Origin of the sequence: Isoptericola aurantiacus, from assembly GCF_044769875.1 — a bacterium.
Taxonomy (GTDB): Bacteria; Actinomycetota; Actinomycetes; order Actinomycetales; family Cellulomonadaceae; genus Isoptericola; species Isoptericola aurantiacus.
The window spans coordinates 127,156-141,491 of the sequence record NZ_JBJBAE010000002.1 but is presented as its reverse complement, the minus strand read 5'-3'; the positions used below and the strand labels follow the sequence as shown (position 1 = coordinate 141,491).

Genomic DNA, 14,336 nt, shown 5'->3' with positions numbered 1-14,336 from the left:
TGCCGGGAGTCGCTGAGGGCGCGCGCCGTGGAGCGGTGGTGCGTCAGGCTGCGCACTCCGTGCAGATCATCTGGCCCTTCTTCTCGTAGGCCAGCTGGCTGCGGTGGTGGACGAGGAAGCAGCTCGAGCAGGTGAACTCGTCCGCCTGGCGGGGCAGGACACGCACGGCGAGCTCCTCGCCGGAGAGGTCGGCGCCCGGAAGCTCGAAGCCTTCCGCCGCCTCCGTCTCGTCCTCGTCGACGACACCCGACGACTTGTCGGACCGACGGGCCTGGAGCTCCTGGATGGAGTCCTGCTCGTTGTCCTCGTCGGTCTTGCGGGGTGCGTCGTAGTCGGTGGCCATCTGTGGTGTCACGCTCCGTGATCTCGGTATCGGTACGCGCTGATAATGCGTGCCGGGCTGGTTTTGTTCCCGCTCGGCCCCCGGATTCTGCACCATCCGGGCCGGGCTCGCGACACGACGCGGTGTCGCGCCGGTCACATGCCGTCTGAGCAGGCAGAACAGTACGTCCGGGGACACGGGCGGGCAACGCCGTCCGCACTGCGGAAGCCATCGCCCGGGCCAACCGTCCCGGCGCCGGATCCGGGAGGTTCAGACCTCCGGGGCGTCCGCGCCGGCGTCCTCGAGCACCGCCACGAGCTCGGCCTGCCTCGCCGGCGCTCCGGCGACCGTCATGAGGTCGGTCGCGGGCGCTCCGCGCAACCCGCCGACGGCGGCTCCGGCCTCGGCCGCCACCAGCCCACCGGCAGCCATGTCCCACGGGTTCAGACCGCGCTCGTAGTACAGGTCGAGGGTCCCCTCCGCGACGAGGCACAGGTCGATCGCGGCCGAACCGAGGCGGCGGATGTCCCGCACCCGCGGCAGCACGTGCGTGAGCACCCGGGCCTGGTGGGCCCGGCGGTCCGCGGCGTACCCGAACCCGGTGCCGACCAGGCTGGTGGCGAGGGAGCCCGCGGTCCGCACCGCGAGCGGTGTGCCGTCCCGGTCGGCGCCCTGGCCACGGGCGGCGGACCACGTGGCGCCGTCGACGATCGAGTGCACGGCTCCGGCCACCGGGGTCCAGGTGGCCGGGTCCGGTCCGCCGGCGACGACGGCCACCGACACCGCGTAGGACGCCACGCCGTACAGGTAGTTGACGGTCCCGTCGATCGGGTCGACCACCCAGGTCAGCCCGCTGGTGCCGGCGACGTCGTCACCCTCCTCGCCGAGGACGGCGTCGTCGGGCCGTCGCACCGACAAACGGCGGCGCAGCAGATCCTCCGAGGCGCGGTCCATCGCCGTCACGGGGTCGACGTCGCTGGACTTGGTGGCGGCCACCTCGACGTGCGCGGGGCGGCCGCCCCGCACGAGGGCACCGGCCTCCACGGCCAGGGATCGGGCGAGGGTGCGCAGGTCGGCGGTCTCGGACTCGGTCGGCAGGGTCGATGCGTGGCTCACGTGTCCATCCTGCCCGATTCGCGCCCCCATCGGGCCGTCCATCCAGCCCCGACATCGGGTATCAGCCAGCCGCGGGCCAGCGCGAGCAGCCGCAGGCCGAGGACCAGGACGGCGACCGCGACCGCCGACCACCAGGTCCACCACCCGTTCTGCCACAGCACCACGACGGCGACGGCCCCCAGGATGGCGGGGACCGCGTAGAGCTGACGGTCGGCGAAGATCAGCGGCGTCTCCCCCACCAGCATGTCGCGCAGCACCCCGCCGCCGATGCCGGTGAGCACCCCGACGACGACCGAGGCCAGCAGGCCGGCCTCGAGCCCGAGCGACTTGCTGGTGCCCTGGACCACGAACAGGGCGAGGGCCGCGGCGTCGAGCACGATGACGCTGCGCCGCAGGCGAGCGAGCCCCGGGTGCGCCACGAACGTCGCCAGCCCGGCCGCGAGCGCCGCCGTCACCAGGGGCCAGCTGGCGATCCCGACCGGCGGGGTGTCGCCGATCAGCACGTCGCGCAGGATCCCGCCGCCGAGGCCGCACACCCACGCCAGCACGAGCACGCCGAACATGTCGAACCTCTTGCGCACCGCGGCCAGCGCGCCGGAGACGGCGGCGACGAAGACGGCGACCAGCTCGAGCGCGGAGGTGCCGGCGGCGAGGGTGTCCATGCGCGTCATCCTCCCAGGACCCGCCGCGGGACGCCCGGACCGAACGCGGCAATCGGCGGCACACCGACGCGCCTGCGGCGGGGCGCGGCGGCCGGGTGGCACTCTCGAACGAGCGGGCCCGCCGCGCGGGCGGGCGTGAGGAGGAACCATGGCCGAGCTCGAGCTCGTCACGTTGCACGAGGACGCCGAGCGCCTGGTCCTGCGCGACCCGGCCGGCGTCGAGCACACCCTGGCGATCTCGGAGGCGCTGCGTGCCGCGGTCCGCCGGGACCGTCCGCGGACCGAGGCGCTGCAGGCCGCGTCCGAGGCGACGCTGCGCCCTCGCGAGGTGCAGGCCCGCCTGCGTGCCGGGGCCTCCGCCGAGGACCTGGCCGCCGAGTCCGGGCTGCCCCTGGAGCACGTGCGCCGGTACGAGTGGCCGGTGGTCGCCGAGCGCGCCCACGTCATCGACCGGGTGCGCGACCACCGTGTCGAGGCCGACGGCGGGGCCACGCTCGGTGAGCTGGCCGACTCCCGTCTCGGCGCCCGGGGGGTCGAGGCCGCCGAGGCGGAGTGGACGGCGAGCAGGCAGGGCGGTGCGCCCTGGCAGGTCGCCGTCCGGTTCGTCGCGGGCGGCCGGGAACGGGACGCGCGCTGGACGTTCGACCCCAAGGGCCGGGTCGTGACGGCCCTGGACGACGAGGCACGGTGGCTGAGCCAGCCCGACGACCCGGTCTCCCCCGAGATCCTCGGCGTCCCGTCCCGGCTCGACCCGCCGCGTCCCGCGACGCGGGCAGACGCCGCCGAGGACGCCACCGCCGTCCTGCTGGACGACCTCGCCGGACGGCGCGGGCAGCGCCCCCGGGGACGCGGGCCCGATCGCGGGCCGCAGCGCGACGAGCTGCCCCTCGACCTGGAGCAGGCGCCGTCGGACGGCGACGCGAGCCGTGCGCCGGCCGCCGCCGAGCGCCGTGACGGGGCCAGCGTCGTCGACCTCGGCGCTCGCCGGGACGCCCAGCGGGCCGCGCAGCCGGACGCCCCCGCACCCGAGCGATCGTCCGACGACGCCGAGCAGGCGGCCCAGGACGAGACCGGCGCCGGCGACGCTTCGACCGGTCCCGCACCGCAGGCCCCGGCGTCCGCCGACTCCGCCGACGCGCCGCAGGCCGCACCGGGACCGGTGTCCGTCCCGGCACCCGCTCCGTCCGGGCACGACCGGCAGGCTGCACCCGGCGCATCGGCCTCCAGCGCCGCGGACGCCCCCGCGGAGCCGGCGCCCGCGAGCTCGCCCGCGCCGGCTCCGACCGGATCCGCCGGCACGACGGCGGGTGGCGGCGCCGCGGGCCGCCGCGCGTCGCGCAAGGGCCGGGCCCCGATGCCGAGCTGGGACGAGATCGTGTTCGGCGGGGCGCGGCCGTCCTCCTGAGCCGGCCCGGCGGCAGGCGGACGCGGACGCCCCGGACGGTCAGCCGACGTCGAGCAGGGTGTCCTCCTGCGGGGCGAGGCGGCGCGCGACGCCGGAGGTCATCCGGCGCATGTGGTGCCGGCGGCACAGCACCTCGTAGGCGACCTCCGCCCCGGAGGTGACGTCCCCGACCACCACCTGGTCGCCCTCGACCACCATCACGCCGTCGACGGTGCGGGCGTTGTGCGTGGCCCGGGCCCCGCACCAGCACAGGGACTGCACCTGCAGCACCTCGATGCGGTCCGCGAGCTCGACCAGCCGTGCGGATCCGGGGAACAGACGGGTGCGGAAGTCGGCCGTGATGCCGAACGCGAAGACGTCGATCTCGGTCTCGTCGACGAGCCGGGCGAGCTGCTCCACCTGCTCCGGGGAGTAGAACTGCGCCTCGTCGCAGACCAGGTAGTCCACCAGCAGGCCGCGCCGACGCTCGGTGGCCAGGAGGTCCCAGAAGTCGGTGTCGTCGCCGACCTCGCGCGCCTGCACCTCCAGGCCCAGACGCGAGGACAGCCGCGCCACCCCGGCGCGGTCGTCGCGGGTGAAGATCAGCCCCTGCCGTCCGCGGGCGCGATGGTTGTGATCGGTCTGCAGGGCCAGCGTCGACTTGCCGCTGTCCATGGTCCCGGAGAAGAAGACGAGCTCGGCCATGTCCCCGATCCTCCCAGACGCCGCGGCGGTCCGGTCACCGGGACCGCAGCGCCCGGGCGCGACGCACCGCGTAGGGCAAGCAGGCGACCAGGGGCAGCGCCGACGCGCCCAGGGCGCCGCTCAGCCCGATCCCCTGGGCCACGAGCCCCACACCCAGCGACCCGGTGCCCGTCCCGCCGTCGTAGGCCATGTTCCAGGCGGCGCTGGCCGTGCCGTGCCCGCCCGGCCCGGCCTGGCGGAACATGAGCACGAGCGTGTCGTTCTGCAGGGCGCCGAACCCGAGCCCGTAGACCAGACCGGCGACGGCGGCCGTGACCACCGCGAGCGCTCCGCCGAGCAGCCCCGCGCCCGCCGCGATCCCGAGCGTCCCCACCGCGCACGCCGCGATGCCGAAGGGCAGCAGACCGCCCACCCCCTCGGAGTCGGCCCGCACGCCCGCCCACCACCGGCCGACGGTGCCGGCCACGGAGATCGTCAGCAGCACCAGCGAGGCCGTGGAGGCGGAGAACGCGAGCGGGACGAAGGACGTGGCGCCGCCGAACGCGCAGGAGGCCACGAGCAGCAGCACGCCCGACCCGGCCAGGGTGCGGTAGCGCACCGGACGGGCCTCCCCCGGGGTGGCGTCGTCGTCCGCGTCGGGCGCGACCATCCCGGCCGACCGGCTGGTGCGCCCGCTCTCCCGGATCGCCAGCACCACCGCGGCGCCCAGCACGCCCGCGGCGCCCGTGACCGTGAAGACCGCCGCGAAGCCCACGTGCTCGACGGCCCACACCCCGGCGGGCAGCAGCACGACCTGCGGCAGGCCGATCGCCACGCCGTAGGCGCCCAGACCGCGGCCCTGACGCTCGGGCGGCACGAGCTCGGCGACCAGCGCGCTGCCCGCCACCACGAGGATCCCGAACCCGACCCCGCGCACGGCCGAGACCGCCAGCACCCAGCCCACCGCGGGCGAGACCAGGTAGGCCCACGTCGGTACGCCGAGCAGCAGGGCACCGATCGCGGAGGCGCGTCGCAGGGTCACGTACCGCAGGATCCGTGGCATCGCGAGCTGGATCGCGACCGTGCCGACCATCATCACCCCGGTCGTGGCCCCCACGCCGCCGCTGGCCGCTCCGCCGTCGGCGGCCCACAGCGGCACCACGGACAGCAGCGGGGCGAAGCAGGAGAACGCCGCGACGGTCGACAGCAGCAGGAGCCGGAAGTCCCTCGACACGCCTACCCCTGCGCGACCAGCAGCGGGACGTCCATCTCGACGGGGGTCAACGACCCGTGGACGCCGGGCATGTGCCGCGCGGCGGCGGGGTGCAGGCGGGAGTCGACGACGGTGGCCCGGCCGCGGGCGGCGACGACGAGGTCCCCCACGGCGGGGCGCACGTGCTCGGCCACCGGGCCGAACCAGCCCGCGCCGACCGCGGCGTCGCCGGTGGCCACGAGGGCGTCCTGCCCCAGCGATCCGGCCCAGCGCTCGGCCATCGCCGCGACGTCGGCGCCCGGCGCGGCGTAGACGTGCGTCAGCCGCGGCTCGCCGCCCAGCAGGACGACGTCACGGTCCAGCTCGGGGCGGGCGGCGACGTCGTGCTGCGCGCCGAGGTCCGAGGTGACCTGGCCGTGGTCGGCCGTGACGAGCACGAGCGTCCCGGTGGGCACCGAGGCGACGAGCCGGCGCAGCTCGGCGTCGGTGGCCTCCAGCGCGTCCCCCCACTGCCAGGAGTCGGGGCCGTGCTGGTGGCCGACCTTGTCCACGTCGCCCTGGTACAGGTAGACGAGTCCCTCGTGCCGCAGCGCCGCGACCGTGGCGTCGACGCGGTCGGCGAAGGTCTCCGCGGCCACGTAGCGCGGCCCGCGCAGCGCCGCCCGGGTCATCCCCGAGGCCGCGAACTTGCGGGGTCCGGGTGCGACCACGCTGAGCGCCGCACCGACCTGCTCCAGGATCGTCGGCTCCCGCTGCAGGTCGGCCGGGTCGACGGCGAGCGGCGCGGAGGTCTTGGTGCCGGGGCGGTAGGGGTCGGACTGCTCGGTCCAGGACACCATGGTGGCCAGGCCGCCGGTGGCCGGGTTGCGCTGGGTGTAGCCGAGCAGCCCGGTGAGGCCCGGCGAGGTCCCCGTGCCGAACGTCGCCAGCGCCGCCGCCGTGGTCGAGGGGCAGCTCGCGGTCAGCGAGCGGGCCTCGGGCAGCAGCCGGCGCAGGAACGGGGCGTGCCCGCCGCGCTCGACGAGGTTGTGCCGGCCGAGCCCGTCCACCAGGACCACCACGACGCGGCGGGCGGTCGGCAGGCCCAGCGCGGCACGGACCGCGGTCGAGCGCAGGCCGGTCGCGGTGCTCAGGTCGATGCCGAGCGCCCCGGCCGCGGCCGGCAGGACGGCCGCCAGGGAGTCCTCGGCGTAGGAGGGTGGGACGAGGTCGTCGGGCAGGGCAGGCTCGAGGGTCATCGGGCTCGGCGCCCGCCGACGCCGGTGGCTGCCGAGAGCTGGCGGGCGAACCCGGCCGCGCGGCGTACCGCGTCGTCGCCCTCGGCCGCTCCGCTGACCCGCACGACCACGTCGTCGGGGGTGATCTGGCCCGTAAGGCCGTGGTCGGCCTCGCAGGCCGGGTCCGGGCACTGCGCCGGCTCGAGGTCGACGCGGGAGATGCCTCCCCAGCCGATGGCGAGCGTGAGCTCCGCGGCGCTGTCGCCGGGGCTGTGCTCGGCCGGCTCGGCCACCACGTGCGTGAGCGCCACGGAGCGGATCTCACCGATCGGCACGGCCTCCGTGGTGGCCGCCGCCGAGGACGGGTTGGCGGCGTCGCCCTCGTGGTCGTCCACGTGCGCGGCCACCAGCCGGGTCGGCGTGAGCGCCAGCACCGTCAGGTGGCGCCGCACCTGGCTGTCGAACGTCGTCTCGGCCTGCACGAGGTGCGCCAGGACGGACTCGTCGGCCAGCGCGACGTCCAGGACGTCGGTCACCAGGTCCGGGTAGTAGCCGGCGCGGTAGACGTGGGCGGTCAGCTCGTCGCGAAGGTTCTTACCGGTGGTCGCAGAAGGCACCGGCCCATTGTCCCACCGTTCATCCTGCCGCCCCCGCCTCCGCGCTGTGGGTGCACGACGCGCCGTCGGCTCGGTCGCGGAGTCGGCGTGTCGTGCACCCACAGCATGAGGGGCGGGGGCGCTCGGGCTCAGTGGCACTCCACCGGGCCGTAGGGCCGCTCCAGCACCGTGCGCCGCCCCCGCAGGTCGGTCACCCGGAGCTCGACGACGCCCTCCGCCGCCGCGACACCGCGCAACCGGACGGTCCGGTCGACGCCGGGCACCACGACGGGCAGGGTGCGGTGCGCGTCGCCGGCCCGCAGCCGCGCCGTCGCGAGCCCTTGGCCGCCCGTCGAGACCGTGGCCTCGACGACGGGATCGCCCGCCATGCAGCCGCCCTCGACCACCAGGGTCGCCGCCACGGCCCCGGGCAGCTCGGGGTCGTCCGCACCGGGCGGGAGCACCTGCAGGGAGGTGACGCCTGGATCCCCGTCCGACCAGTCGGTCGACAGCGCGACGTACCGGGCGGTGACCCCCCGGAGGTCGACGACGTCGCGCCGTCCGCCCGGCAGCGTCGGGTCGACCTCGGTGAAGTCGAGCCCGTCGTCGCTGACCGCCACCGTCGAGGCGGGGGCGCCGCGACCGTCCCATCGCACCACGAGACGACCGAGGTCCTGCGGCCGGCCCAGGTCCACGACCATGCGGCCCTGCGGCCCCGGGACCCAGGACGTGTCCGGGTCGCCGTCGGTCGCGAGACCGGGTGACGTCATGCCGTCCGGCAGCACCGACGCGGGGAACGTCGGTGCCGCGAGCGCCAGGTCGGCGACCGGGTAGGGCGCGCTGTCGAGGCGGACGTCGACGGCGCGGGGACGCCGCAGCACGACGTCCTGCTCGGCGTGGGCCCCCGTCCCGACCGCGCGCACCGAGACGACCCGTGCCCCGCCGCGCACCCACGGGCCCACCGTGATGCTCCGGCCGTCGTGAACGGTCACGTCCAGGTCCTGCAGCGTCCCGTGCCTGCCCGTCGGCGTGATCTCGGCGCGGGGCGCCAGTACCTGCGCGGTGCCGGCAGGTACCGACACCTCGACGGCCGAGGACCCGTCACCGATCGTCTGCGTGCCCGCGAACAGCGCGACAGGACCCTCGTGCCGGACCGTGACCGTGGCCGCCACGTCCTCGTCGCTCAGGTTGAGCACCGACAGGTAGCCGTCGAGGTCGCTGACCACGAGGCGGTCGTCGTCGACGGTCGCGCGGTCCCGTGAGGCGACGGCACGCGTCGTGGCCTCGTCCCCCGCGACCATCTCGACCAGCCGCCGCCCGGACGTCCCGTCGGTCAGCTCGACCGTCTGGGCGTCGTCACCGTCGGCGGTCACCGTGATCGCCCCGTCGCCGGTGGTCACGAACCCGGCGACGCCGTCGACGTCGAGCCAGCCCGCGTCGGTGGTGACCACGCGGTCCCCGGTCTCCTCGTGCGCCCCGACGTCGGTCCAGGTGGCGCCGTCGTCGGACACCTGGACGCGGTACTCGGCCCCGGCGGCCGCCTCCCAGCCGAGCTGCACCTGCGTCAGCGCCGTCGTCGTGCCGAGGTCGACCTGAATCCACGAGTCGTCCCGCAGGCGGTCGTCGCGAGAGACGGCCCACCGGGTGTCGGGGGCGCCGTCCGTGACCGCGCTGGCCGGCTTGCCCGCGTCGGCGCTCGATGCCGTCGCCGGGCGGCCCGCCGCCACGTCGGTGCCGTCGGGTGCGAAGGCGCGCAGGTGGTACAGCGAGTACCCGTAGGCCGGGTCGCCCTGGACGCCCTGCATGCGGACGTACCGGCCCTCGACCGGCGTGGCGCCGTCCGGACCCGTCAGGTCCACCGTGTCCAGACGCGCGACGTTCACGTCCGCGGCGGCCCGGCCGTACGTCGCCGCGGTCGACCACGTCTCGCCGTCGGCGGACGTCTGCACCGTGTACCGCTTGCCCGCGGCGGCCTCCCACGCCAGGCGCACGCTCGCGAGGTCGGTGGGCTCACCCAGGTCGACCTGGATCCACGAGTCCGCCCGTTGCCGGTCGGCACGCGAGACCGCCCACCGCGTGGCCGGGTCGCCGTCGGTGACCGCGCTGGCCGGCTTGCCCGCGTCGGCGCTCGACGCCGTCGCCGGCCGTCCGGCGGCGAGGTCCGTCTCCGCCCCGGGAGCGTAGGCGTGCACGGCGTACAGGGAGTAGCCGTAGGTCGGGTCGCCCTGCACGCCCTGGACGCGGACGTAGCGCACGTCCTGGGCGTCGACGACGAGGTCGTCGACACGCGCGGCGTTGACGTCGGCGGGGTCGTCGGGCGCCGTGACAGGGTGCTCGGCGGTCGTCGTCCCCTCCGCCGTCGTGTAGGACCGTGAGCCGTCCGGGCCACCGTCGCCGCCCAGGTCCAGGTTGCGGACCCGGACCGTCTCGCGGCCGGGCGCCGTGCCGTCGGAGGCGTACAGGGCCGACCCCGTGGGGAGGGTGACCTGCCCGGCGTAGCCGTCGCGGACCCGGAACACCGAGGCTGACGCCTCGAACCCGTCCCGTGGGCCGGTGTACACGTGCGTCGAGCGCTCCTGGACCGGCGATCCGGTCGACGGGTACAGGAACGGGGTGCCGCCGGAGACGTCGAAGAGCCAGGTGTCGTGGCCCGGCACCCACGGGAACTTGACGAAGCCGGGCTTGCTCACGGCGGCTGCCCAGGCGTCGGCGGTCTGGTGGGCGGTGATGCCCGCGTCGTCGCCGAAGTCGCGCACGCCGGCGAGACCCGCGAACCACTCGTCCTGCGGCGTCGGGACCACGGTCCCGTCCGGGGACGCGGCCGCCTCCTCGTGCAGCAGGTAGGCGATGGCGAGCTCGGCGCGGGCCTCGGGCTCGTACTTGGGTTCGCCCGAGAACTTCGTCAGTCGGTCCACCGGCGGGTAGGCCTGGTAGCTCTCGAGCGCCTCGGCGAGCTCGGCCTCCGCCCGCACGGCGTCCGGGTCGCGCAGGACCTGGCCGACGAACGCGAGCGGCAGCACGTCGCGCCCGTAGAGGAACTCGCGGTCGGCCACCATCGGCATGAACGGCTCGCCCTGGTTGCCCATGACCAGGCCGATGGACCGCCACAGCTCGGCGGAGTTGGGCTGCCGGAGCAGCACCGACGGCAGCGGCTCGTCCGCGAGCAGGAAGTGGACCGCGTTGCGGGCCCCCGACCGCCAGATGTCCGACTGGTAGTGCGGTCCGAAGGACCCGTGGTTCTCGACCAGGTAGGAGTCGTAGATGTTCTGGGTGACGTTGTCGGACACCGGGGCGCCGGCCACCACGGCGGGGTTGTTCCGGTCGGCGACGGGGAGCCCTGCCGCGTTGCGGGCCCAGGTGGAGAACTGCGTGCGCCACGCGTCGGCGTCCTGGTCGCCCGCGGCGTACGCGAGCCCGGGCGCGAGGGCCTGGGTGTAGACGCCGGCCTCCTCGAGCGCCGTGTCTCCCTGGTAGCCCCCGTCCGGCCAGCGCGCGGTCCACGACCCGGACAACGGGTCGTCGGCGAAGTCGAGGGCCGCCGTGTACCGCGAGCTCTCGGCCGCGATGGTCTCGAGGTGCCCTCGGGTGGTGGCGTCCAGGTCGTCCCACAGCAGGTGCCCCGCGGCGAGGAAGTACGACTGGAAGGTCGAGTCCCAGAACAGCCGCTTGCCCCAGGACCCCTGCGGGTCCACGAGGCGGTTGGTCGCGGCGTAGTGCTCGATGGTCGCCACGGTGTGCGCCTTCAGCTCGTCGCGCCCGACGCCCGCGACGTCCTCGTCGTAGTCACCGCGCGTGACCAGCACCGCGTTGCCCAGGACGACGGCGAAGTCGAAGTTGGACGCCCGGTACACCCCGGCGTCGTCGTCGAACGCCGACTCGGCCCAGCGCGTGTGGCGCAGGAGGGCGCCGTAGTAGTCGGCGGCGATCGGGTCGGGCGCCCCGTACTCGGCGGTGGCGGCCTCCGCAGCGGCGGAGGAGATCTCCGTGGCGGCGGAGGGCGCCACCGCCACGGCCGGGACACCGACCGAGGCCAGGGCGGCGACCGTCGCGGCGGAGACCGCGGCGCGGACGCGGGAGGTACGGCGCTCGGGGCGCCGGGGGGACGTCGACGTCATCGTCTGGCCCTTCGGGTTGATCGGTCGGGCCTCCGATATCGGTCCGACAGCGTTGTCATACGACGGTCAGGCTAGCACGTCCCGCCGCCCCCGCCTCCACGCTGTGGGTGCACGACGCGCCGTCGGCTCGGTCGCGGAGTCGGCGTGTCGTGCACCCACAGCGTGAGGGGCGGGGGGTTAGCCGGGGAGCGCCCGGCGCAGGGTGTCCGCGCGCCGGCCCGCCGGCCGCAGCCGCGCCGTCGCGTGCAGCACGGCGGCGCCCTGACCGGCGACGACCACGGGGTAGAGCTCCAGGGCGGCCAGCTCGGGCAGGTCGTCCGCCATCACCGACACCCTCGCCAGGACGTCCTCCAGGGCGTCGACGTCGGCGGGAGGCGTCCCGCCGTACCCGTAGAGCCGCGGGGCGGCCCGCACGGTGCTGACCATGGCCGAGACGTCGACGTCGGTCAGCGGCGGGATCGCGTGCGCGACGTCGTCGAGCAGGTCGACCGCGTCCCCCGCGAGCCCGAAGGAGACCATGGGGCCGAACAGCGGGTCCTCGGCGGACCGCACCACGCACGCCACGCCCGCCGGCGCCATCGCCTGCACCTCGAACTCCGGGTCGTCCTCGCCGAGAACCGTGGCCGCCACGCCGCGCAGGCGGGCGACGTCGTGGCGCAGGTCGTCCGCGTCGGCGATGTCGAGCCGCACTCCCCCGAGGTCGCTGCGGTGGCGCAGCGCCGGGGAAGCGCTCTTCAGCGCGACGGGCCACCCCACCTCCTCGGCCGCGGCCACGGCCTCGTCGGCGGTGCGCACGCGTCGGGCGCGCCACAGCTCGACCCCGTAGCAGCCGAGCAGCTCCGCGGCCTCGTCCACGCCGAGGTCCCTGGCCTCGCTGCCGGCGAGCCACCCCTCGACCAGCGCCCGTGCGCGACGCGCGTCCACGCCGTCGGGCACCACGTAGTGGCCGCGGTCCTCGGCACGCGAGCGCGCGTGCTCCACGACCTTGCCCAGCGCGACGACGGCGTCCTCCGGCGTGGAGAACGCCGGGATGCGCACCGTGCGGCCGTCGTCCGCGGTGGCGGCCAGCTCGTCGGGCATGCCGTGCAGCCCCAGCATCGAGGCCACGGTCGTGCGTCCGGTGCGAGCGGCGGCCTCCGCGACGGCGCGGGCGATCGCGCCGGTGCGCGGCTGGACCACCGGGACGTCGACGGCGACGACGACGTCGCAGGCGCCCGGCGCGTAGAGCGCCTCCACGGTCCGCGCGATCTCGTCCTCGGTGGCGTGCGGGGCCAGGAAGTCGCTCGAGGCGGCGACCTGGAGCCCCTCGGACGCGGCGGCCTCGGCCACCAGGGCCGCGAGCGCCGGCGACGAGGCCACGATGCCCACCCGGTCGCCCGCGGGCAGCGGCTGGTGGGCCAGGACCTGGGCGACGTCCATCAGCTGGTGGGTGTTGTCGGCCTGGATGACGCCGGACTGGCGCAGCAGCTCGTCGAGCAGCCGGCGGGGGGCGCGGGTGGCCCGCACGGCATGCCCGGGCGGGACCACCTGACCGGAGCGCCCCGCGGTGGCGACCACCACAGGTTTGACGGCGGACAGCCGCCGGGCGATGCGGGAGAACTTGCGCGGGTTGCCGATGGACTCCAGGTACAGGCACACGACACGGGTGGCGTCGTCGTCCTGCCAGTACTGCATGAGGTCGTTGCCGGAGACGTCGGCCCGGTGCCCGGCGGAGACCAGGGAGGACACGCCGAGGTCGCGGCGCTCGAGCGTGGCGGTGAGGGTGACGGCGGCGGCCGCCGACTGGCAGAACAGCCCGACGACGCCGGCGGGCGGCGGCCGCTCGGCCAGCGAGGCCCGCAGGCTCGACCCCGGTGTGGTGGTGAGCAACCCGTAGGAGACCGGCCCGACCACCCGCATCCCGGCCGCGTGCGCGGTGCGCAGCAGGTCGCGGCGTCGGTCGAGGCCGTCCTGGCCGTTCTCGCTGTACCCGCCGGACAGCACGACGACGCCGCGCGCTCCGGTCGCGGCCAGGCTGCGCACGGCGTCGACCGCCTCCTCGGGTCCGACGGCCAGGACCGCGAGGTCGACCTCACCGACGTCCGCCCACCCCGCAGCGCGGGTGACGCCGGCGGGCACGTCACCGGGCGGGTCGAGGACCACGAGCTCCGTGTCGCCGGGGTCCTGCCGGTGGGCGTCCAGGACCCGGCGGGCCAGCAGCGCCTCCGGGGTGCCGTCGTCGGACCCCGGACCGACCAGCAGCACGCGGCGCGCGGAGAGCAGCCCCGCCATGGACCTGGCCTCGGCGCGGTGCTCCCGGTCGGCCATGACGGCGCGGGACTTCTCCGTGGGGTCCAGGTCGATGCCGACCATGACGATGCCGTCGTCCAGGTGCTGGCTGATCTCGTAGCCGGCGTCGCGGAAGACCCCGAGCATGGGCGCGTTCTGCGGCAGCACCTCGGCGCTGAACCGGCGCACGCCCCGCTCCCGCGCGGCGGCGGCGACGTGCTCCAGCAGCACCGAGGCCAGTCCCTTGCCCTGCACCGAGTCGGCGATGTTGAACGCGACCTCGGCCTCGCCGTCGGAGATGACGTCGAACCGGGCCACGCCCAGCACGTCCTCGCGGCCGGCGCCGTCGTCGTCCGTGCCGGGGCGGACCGCCACGAGCGCGACCCGCTCGGCGTGGTCGACCGTGACGAGCCGCGCCAGCTCCCGCTCGGTCAGCCGTTTGATCGGCGCGAAGAAACGGAAGTACGCCGAACGCTCGGACTGCCCCTCCTGGAAGCGCTGCACCGCGTCGGCGTCGTCGGGCCGGATCGGGCGGACGTGCATGGTGCTGCCGTCACGCAGCACGACGTCGGCCTCCCACTCCACGGGGTAGTCGGCCTGCGAGGAGTCCATCGCAGCAGGTTAACCGCTGGGTGCGACGCTCACCGGAGTGCGCCGGTGGGCACCACCAGCACACGCACAGGTGCGGCCCAGCGCCACGACAGGTACGCGAACCAGGCTGGGCAGCAGCCGGAAGGGTTCCGGACCGGAAGGAGCAGC

At 75.7% G+C, this 14,336-nt stretch carries 10 protein-coding genes; 1 reads left to right on the top strand and 9 read right to left on the bottom strand.

Translation table 11 applies throughout. The features are described from left to right. Positions 1–43: 43 nt before the first annotated feature. From ACIQLL_RS07360 to ACIQLL_RS07350, 3 genes are all read right to left on the bottom strand, one after another. Positions 44–343, bottom strand: coding sequence for a DUF4193 domain-containing protein (locus ACIQLL_RS07360; RefSeq protein ID WP_402464930.1), 300 nt, complete (start codon positions 341–343; stop codon positions 44–46). A 249-nt stretch (positions 344–592) separates the two neighbouring features. Next, on the bottom strand, positions 593–1,468 hold the full coding sequence (locus ACIQLL_RS07355) for an inositol monophosphatase family protein (RefSeq protein ID WP_402464927.1): 876 nt from the start codon (positions 1,466–1,468) through the stop codon (positions 593–595). Continuing rightward, a complete protein-coding gene (locus ACIQLL_RS07350; RefSeq protein ID WP_402464925.1) occupies positions 1,435–2,100 on the bottom strand; it encodes a trimeric intracellular cation channel family protein in 666 nt (221 codons plus the stop codon). The genes ACIQLL_RS07355 and ACIQLL_RS07350 overlap by 34 nt, the downstream gene beginning before the upstream one ends. Positions 2,101–2,248: 148 nt before the next feature. On the opposite strand from ACIQLL_RS07350, the gene sepH reads away from it, so the two are divergent. Next, positions 2,249–3,505, top strand: a complete 1,257-nt coding sequence (gene sepH / locus ACIQLL_RS07345) for a septation protein SepH (protein ID WP_402464923.1) — start codon at positions 2,249–2,251, stop codon at positions 3,503–3,505. A gap of 39 nt (positions 3,506–3,544) precedes the next feature. Here the strand turns inward: sepH and ACIQLL_RS07340 are convergent, their stop codons facing one another. The 6 genes from ACIQLL_RS07340 to ACIQLL_RS07315 form a co-directional block, all read right to left on the bottom strand. After that, positions 3,545–4,189 carry a thymidine kinase gene (locus ACIQLL_RS07340; RefSeq protein WP_402464920.1) on the bottom strand — a complete coding sequence of 215 codons (645 nt, stop codon included), beginning with the start codon at positions 4,187–4,189 and terminating at the stop codon, positions 3,545–3,547. Positions 4,190–4,223: 34 nt separating this feature from the next. Beyond that, positions 4,224–5,402: an MFS transporter gene (locus tag ACIQLL_RS07335; RefSeq protein WP_402464918.1), complete on the bottom strand. Its 1,179-nt coding sequence runs from the start codon at positions 5,400–5,402 to the stop codon at positions 4,224–4,226. 2 nt (positions 5,403–5,404) lie between these two features. Beyond that, entirely contained in the window at positions 5,405–6,619 is a 1,215-nt protein-coding gene (locus ACIQLL_RS07330) for an alkaline phosphatase family protein (RefSeq protein WP_402464915.1), read from the bottom strand. Next, positions 6,616–7,215 carry a DUF5998 family protein gene (locus tag ACIQLL_RS07325; RefSeq protein WP_402464912.1) on the bottom strand — a complete coding sequence of 200 codons (600 nt, stop codon included), beginning with the start codon at positions 7,213–7,215 and terminating at the stop codon, positions 6,616–6,618. Before ACIQLL_RS07325 ends, ACIQLL_RS07330 begins: the two co-directional genes overlap by 4 nt. 128 nt (positions 7,216–7,343) lie before the next feature. Then, positions 7,344–11,309 carry a discoidin domain-containing protein gene (locus ACIQLL_RS07320; protein WP_402464910.1) on the bottom strand — a complete coding sequence of 1,322 codons (3,966 nt, stop codon included), beginning with the start codon at positions 11,307–11,309 and terminating at the stop codon, positions 7,344–7,346. A 177-nt stretch (positions 11,310–11,486) separates the two neighbouring features. Beyond that, positions 11,487–14,189, bottom strand: a complete 2,703-nt coding sequence (locus ACIQLL_RS07315; RefSeq protein ID WP_402464907.1) for a GNAT family N-acetyltransferase — start codon at positions 14,187–14,189, stop codon at positions 11,487–11,489. Positions 14,190–14,336: the final 147 nt, after the last annotated feature.